Source organism: Fluviicola sp. (genome assembly GCF_030151805.1).
Classification (GTDB): domain Bacteria; phylum Bacteroidota; class Bacteroidia; order Flavobacteriales_D; family Crocinitomicaceae; genus Fluviicola.
Window position 1 is genome coordinate 1 of record NZ_JASLCN010000020.1, and the last position, 5,627, is coordinate 5,627.

Genomic DNA, 5,627 nt, shown 5'->3' on the forward strand with positions numbered 1-5,627 from the left:
CCAGCTACTCCGATTGCATGCTGACGATTAAAGGAGACAAAATCTACCGGGGCAATTCAACTATTTATTCCGATTGTTTGGGAACTTTAAAGGGAGATTTGCCTGCCAGCACATTAGCCATCCTTCTCGGAAATTATTAGTGAATCAGGTGTTCACAACACCTCATTAAAAGTCAGAAATAAGTATCTTGTGGTTTCATTTCAATCGAATAATGAGACGATTTCTTTTTTTGCTTTTGCCGTTTGCAGCCTCTGCTCAGTTTAAACCTGTTGATTATGTGAATCCTCTGATGGGAACCGATTCCAAAATGGAACTTTCCAATGGAAACACCTATCCGGCAGTTGGTTTGCCCTGGGGAATGAATATGTGGACCGCACAAACAAATGTAATGGGCGACGGCTGGGCTTACCAATACGGCGCAGATAAAATTCGCGGATTCAAACAAACACATCAGCCTTCACCGTGGATGAATGATTACGGGCAATTTGCCATCATGCCGGGAAGCGGAAAACCGGTTTTTGATCAAAACGAACGGGCAAGCTGGTTTTCACATAAATCAGAAATCTCGAAACCCCATTATTACAGCGTTTACCTGGCAGATTGTGACGTAACCGCAGAATTAACTCCAACCGAACGCGCTGCAGTTTTTCGGTTTACATTCCCCAAAAGCGACAGTTCATTCATTGTGATCGATGCTCTGGATCGTGGATCGTACGTGAAAGTTTTCCCGAAAGAACGCAAAATTGCAGGTTATACAAAACGCTATGCAAGAGGCAAACTGACTAATTTCAAAAATTATTTTGTCATTTACCTGGATCAGGATATTTCGTTCTATTCGCTTGCATCCAATGGAAAATTGGGAGCAAAAGGAGACGAATCGGAATCAAATCATTCGGGAGTTGTAGTCGGATTCAAAACTCAAAGAGGCGAGCAGGTTCACTTGAAAGTTGCTTCATCCTTTATTTCATTCGAACAGGCTGAATTGAACTTACAACGGGAAATCGGAACAAAAAATTTCGATGATGTGCTTCGGAATGCTGAAAATGAATGGAATAATAAATTGGGGAAGATCGAAGTATCCGGAGGATCGGAAGAACAACTGCGAACCTTTTATTCCTGCTTGTACAGAACCTTGTTTTTCCCCAATAAACTCTATGAAATTGATGCGAACGGAAAGGAAGTTCACTGGAGTCCTTATAACGGTCAGGTACTTCCCGGAAAAATGTTCGGAGGAACCGGTTTTTGGGATACATTCAGAGCGCTTTATCCCTTGTTGAACCTGGTTTATCCGGAAATCAACCGCGAAATGCAGGAAGGTTTGGTCAATGCTTACCTGGAAGGAGGTTTTTTACCGGAATGGTCTAGTCCGGGCTATTCGGATATCATGATCGGGAATAATTCGGCTTCCGTCGTTGCAGATGCGTACATCAAAGGATTGCGCGGTTACGACATTGAAAAATTGTATGAAGCTTTGCTGCACGGAGCAAACAATGAAGGGCCAATTGGTGCGGTTGGTCGTTTGGGAGTGAGCTATTACAACAAATTGGGGTACGTTCCATACGATGTGAAAATCAATGAGAATGCTGCAAGAACGCTGGAATATGCTTACGATGATTTTGCAATCTATCAACTTGGAAAAGCCTTGAACAGACCGAAAAAAGAATGGGATCTTTATGCCAAACGCTCACAGAATTACCGCAATTTGTTTGATCCGGTCAGCGGAATGATGCGTGGGAGAAATGCAAACGGGCATTTTCAGTCTCCATTCAATCCGTTTAAATGGGGTGACGCATTTACAGAGGGAAACAGCTGGCATTACACATGGTCCGTTTTCCACGATGTTCAGGGATTGATTGATTTAATGGGCGGAAAGAATAACTTCATTGCAAAACTCGATTCGGTGTTTTCGCTTCCTCCGGTTTATGATGACAGTTATTACGGTGGAATGATTCATGAAATCAAGGAAATGCAAATTGCGAATATGGGACAATATGCACACGGAAATCAACCGATTCAGCACATGATTTATTTGTACAATTATGCAGGTGCTCCTGAAAAAACACAGTATTGGATTCGTGAGGTTTTGAATCGGTTATACAAACCAACACCCGATGGTTATTGCGGAGACGAAGACAACGGTCAAACTTCTGCCTGGTATGTTTTTTCTGCCCTGGGATTCTACCCGGTTTGTCCTGCGACGGATGAATACGTTTTGGGAGCTCCGTTGTTTCAAAAAGCAGTAATTCACCTGGCTAACGGAAAAGAATTGGTTTTGAATGCGGTACAAAATTCGCCTGAAAACAGGTATGTTTCTTCACTTTCGTGGAACGGCGCAGATTATTCGAAGTTGTTTATCAATCATTCGGAACTGATGAAAGGGGCGGTACTCGATTTCAAAATGACCGCTACACCTGCTTTGAACCGGAAGTTTGGATTGATGGATTTTCCGTATTCTTTTTCCCGGAAATTAAAATAATCACTGAAAATTGGTGCTGATCTTTTCGAACGCAAATTTGCAATATCGCAATATTACGAATCGTCATCAAGTTTATCATTAAGTAGATTGGTTTAAGTGTTTGATTATTAGTGGTTAAATGGTTTTTTATTTTTTCTTCGCAATAGCTTGTTTTGCGACTTTTATTTTCACACCTGATCCAAATAATTAAAAGGAAAATCGTATTTTTCATTCTGACACGGGTTTTTAACCAATCAGGACAAGGTTCTCCAAGCTGGTTTTGACAAGGCTGAATACCTTGATTTACCAAAACAACACCTGTATTTGGCAGAGAAACCGAACGAATAAAACCAGGATGATAAGAGAAGCTAAAATAGAAGACATCCCGCAAATTCAGATTGTTCGAAACGCTGTGAAAGAAAACATGCTGTCGAACCCGGATTTAGTGACAAATGAAGATTGTGAAGAGTTTCTTACTGTTCGTGGAAAAGGCTGGGTCTATGAAACAGACGATCGGATTGCAGGTTTTTCCATCGTTGATTTGAAAGATCGCAATATCTGGGCCTTGTTCATCCATCCTGATTTTGAGAAACAAGGAATCGGTCGTCAATTGCATGACGTGATGCTCGACTGGTATTTCGATCAGACAACAGAAACCGTTTGGTTGGGAACCTCTCCGAAGACAAGAGCCGAAACATTTTACAGAATGTCCGGTTGGAAAGAAACCGGAATGCATGGAAAAGGAGAATTGAAATTTGAAATAACTTATCGGGATTGGTTAAGTAAAAGAATCAGAAACCTCAAAAATGCTGAATAGTATGAGTTTGACAAAGCAACTGGCAAAACATTTAAGAGATGCTCACTTCGGAGGAAACTGGAGTACAGTAGATTTAAAAAGCACACTGTCTGATGTTACTTTTGACCAGGCGGGTGTTCAGGTTTATTCATTGAATTCAATTTCCGCGCTGACCTTTCATTTGGCATATTATCTCGATGTACTGATCATGGTGCTGGAAGAGAATAAATTGGTCGGAAAGGACGAATTAAGCTGGATTTCAAAAGCTCCGGAAACAAAAGAAGAGTGGGAGAGTTTTCAGCAGACTATCTGGGAGAAAGCCGAAAAAGCAGCGTTGCTGATCGAAAAATTACAAGATGAACAATTAACACAGGACTTCGTTGATCCGAAATATGGAACCAATTACCGCAACATTGCCGGAATTGTAGAACACATTTATTATCACCTGGGACAAATTGTAGTGATCAAAAAACTATTGGCACAATAGAACGGCGATTTATCCGCTTTCAAGCGTTTTCTGTTGGACAAATGCCAGATAAGCGGTTGTTACTTTTGTGAAAACGGATTCCCTCCAATTTCAGAAAACAAAATCAATAATTGTATTTTTAGTCCGTAATTGAATGTATGGACAAAAAGGACTCAGCATCATTTCGGGCGGTAATTGAGATTATCGGAATCAATCCCTTCGTTTTTGTTCCGGAAACGATTTTGGAAAGTTTGTTTCTGGAATTCGGAAAAGATAAAGGCCCGATTCCGATTCGTGGATTGATCAACGGAAAGGAATACAAACAAACCCTGGTGAAATATAGCGGACATTGGCGGCTTTACATCAACACGCAAATGCTTGCAAATTCCCCGAAACGCATTGGAGAAATAGTCGAATTATCCGTGGCTTTCGATCCGGAAGAACGCAAAGTGGAAATGCATCCGAAACTGACTGAAGCACTTCAAAACAACTCCGAAGCAAACGGAATCTTTGAAAGCCTGACTCCTTCACACAAATTGGAGATCGTTCGGTATATTGCAAATCTCAAAACAGAAGCAAGTGTGGAACGGAATGTTGAAAAAGCAATTGGTTATTTACTGGGTAAAGAACGCTTTGTTGGAAGAAGCATGACGAATTAATCGAAAAAATATGGCAAAGAATAAAACACACGAAACGGAGAAGGACGTTTTTGAATTCATTGAAGAGTTTACAACTTCGGAACAAAAGCGGAAAGACAGTCACGAACTGATCGCGCTAATGACAAAAGCAACGGGTTTTGAACCGAAAATGTGGGGTCCGAGCATCATTGGTTTTGGAACGTATCATTACAAATACGTCAGCGGACATGAAGGAGATATGCCGATATTGGGGTTCTCTCCGCGGAAAGCAGCGCTTTCGCTATATATTTATACCGGTTTGCCTGAACACGAATTCCTGTTGAAAGATCTTGGGAAATTTAAAATGGGCAAAGTGTGTATGTACGTAAACAAGCTGGCGGATATTGACCGGGAGCGCCTGGTTCATATGATGGATTACACAGTGGCTTATATGAACGAGAAAAAGAAAAATTAATCCGGTAAGTCAATAATCGGCTTTCATGACCGGCTCTTTTAAAACGAATAACACAAAATCAAGCAGTATGAAACAACAAAAAGCCCCGGCAGTTGAAGTTCAAATGAAAATCCGGAAACCCGTTTCAGAAGTTTTCCAGGCGTTTATTGATCCGGAGATTACGACGAAATTTTGGTTTACGAAGTCGAGTGGGAATTTGGAAGTCGGAAAAACTGTGACCTGGGAATGGGAAATGTACGGTGTTTCCGCGCAAGTTCTAACGAAAGAAATCATCCCGAATCAACGCATTCTGACCGAATGGGGAAACCCGGCAACTACTGTAGATTATCAATTTCAATCTTTGTCCGATGGTTCAACTTATCTGGTGATCAGAAATGATGGTTTCGACCTGGAGGGAGAAGAACTACTTGCAGCGATTCAGGACAATACAGGCGGATTTACAACGGTTATAGATGGATTGAAAGCTTACCTGGAGCACGGAATTCGTTTGAATCTGGTTGGAGATAAATTTCCCAAAGAGGTATCGAATCACGGAAATGAATAAGCTGCTAAAGAGATGGATTCCTGTTGATAGGTGATTAAAAAAACAATTCTTATCATTTATTAACGGGCTTTTTTTGTATCACAACCCTGTTTTCCATAACTTGAAAAGTGTAATTCTAAATTTCAGGTCATGCAATTCAAAAAATTACTATTCATTGTCCCGTTTGTTCTTGCTGATTTGATTCATGCGCAGGTAGCGCAGCAAGTCGGTTCAACAACGGTTTACATCGATACCTTAACCACAGATGTAAACATTCCATGGGAAATCAAGGTTG

General features: G+C 41.0%; 6 protein-coding genes. All 6 read left to right on the forward strand.

Annotated elements, in window-relative coordinates:
• The first annotated feature begins 211 nt into the window (after nucleotides 1-211).
• The 6 genes from Q1V93_RS00770 (at nucleotide 212) to Q1V93_RS00795 (ending at nucleotide 5,353) form a co-directional block, all read left to right on the forward strand.
• Nucleotides 212-2,476 (forward strand): GH92 family glycosyl hydrolase, encoded by a 2,265-nt coding sequence (locus tag Q1V93_RS00770; protein ID WP_300660109.1) that lies wholly within the window; start codon nucleotides 212-214, stop codon nucleotides 2,474-2,476.
• A 334-nt stretch (nucleotides 2,477-2,810) separates the two neighbouring features.
• The gene (locus Q1V93_RS00775; protein WP_300660112.1) at nucleotides 2,811-3,272 is read left to right on the forward strand and encodes a GNAT family N-acetyltransferase; all 462 of its coding nucleotides are present in this window, start codon (nucleotides 2,811-2,813) and stop codon (nucleotides 3,270-3,272) included.
• A gap of 1 nt (nucleotide 3,273) precedes the next feature.
• The gene (locus tag Q1V93_RS00780) at nucleotides 3,274-3,738 is read left to right on the forward strand and encodes a DUF1572 domain-containing protein (RefSeq protein WP_300660114.1); all 465 of its coding nucleotides are present in this window, start codon (nucleotides 3,274-3,276) and stop codon (nucleotides 3,736-3,738) included.
• 137 nt (nucleotides 3,739-3,875) lie between these two features.
• Nucleotides 3,876-4,376: a YdeI/OmpD-associated family protein gene (locus Q1V93_RS00785; RefSeq protein ID WP_300660117.1), complete on the forward strand. Its 501-nt coding sequence runs from the start codon at nucleotides 3,876-3,878 to the stop codon at nucleotides 4,374-4,376.
• 10 nt (nucleotides 4,377-4,386) lie between these two features.
• Nucleotides 4,387-4,809: a DUF1801 domain-containing protein gene (locus tag Q1V93_RS00790; protein ID WP_300660120.1), complete on the forward strand. Its 423-nt coding sequence runs from the start codon at nucleotides 4,387-4,389 to the stop codon at nucleotides 4,807-4,809.
• A 67-nt stretch (nucleotides 4,810-4,876) separates the two neighbouring features.
• The gene (locus Q1V93_RS00795; RefSeq protein ID WP_300660123.1) at nucleotides 4,877-5,353 is read left to right on the forward strand and encodes an SRPBCC family protein; all 477 of its coding nucleotides are present in this window, start codon (nucleotides 4,877-4,879) and stop codon (nucleotides 5,351-5,353) included.
• Nucleotides 5,354-5,627: the final 274 nt, after the last annotated feature.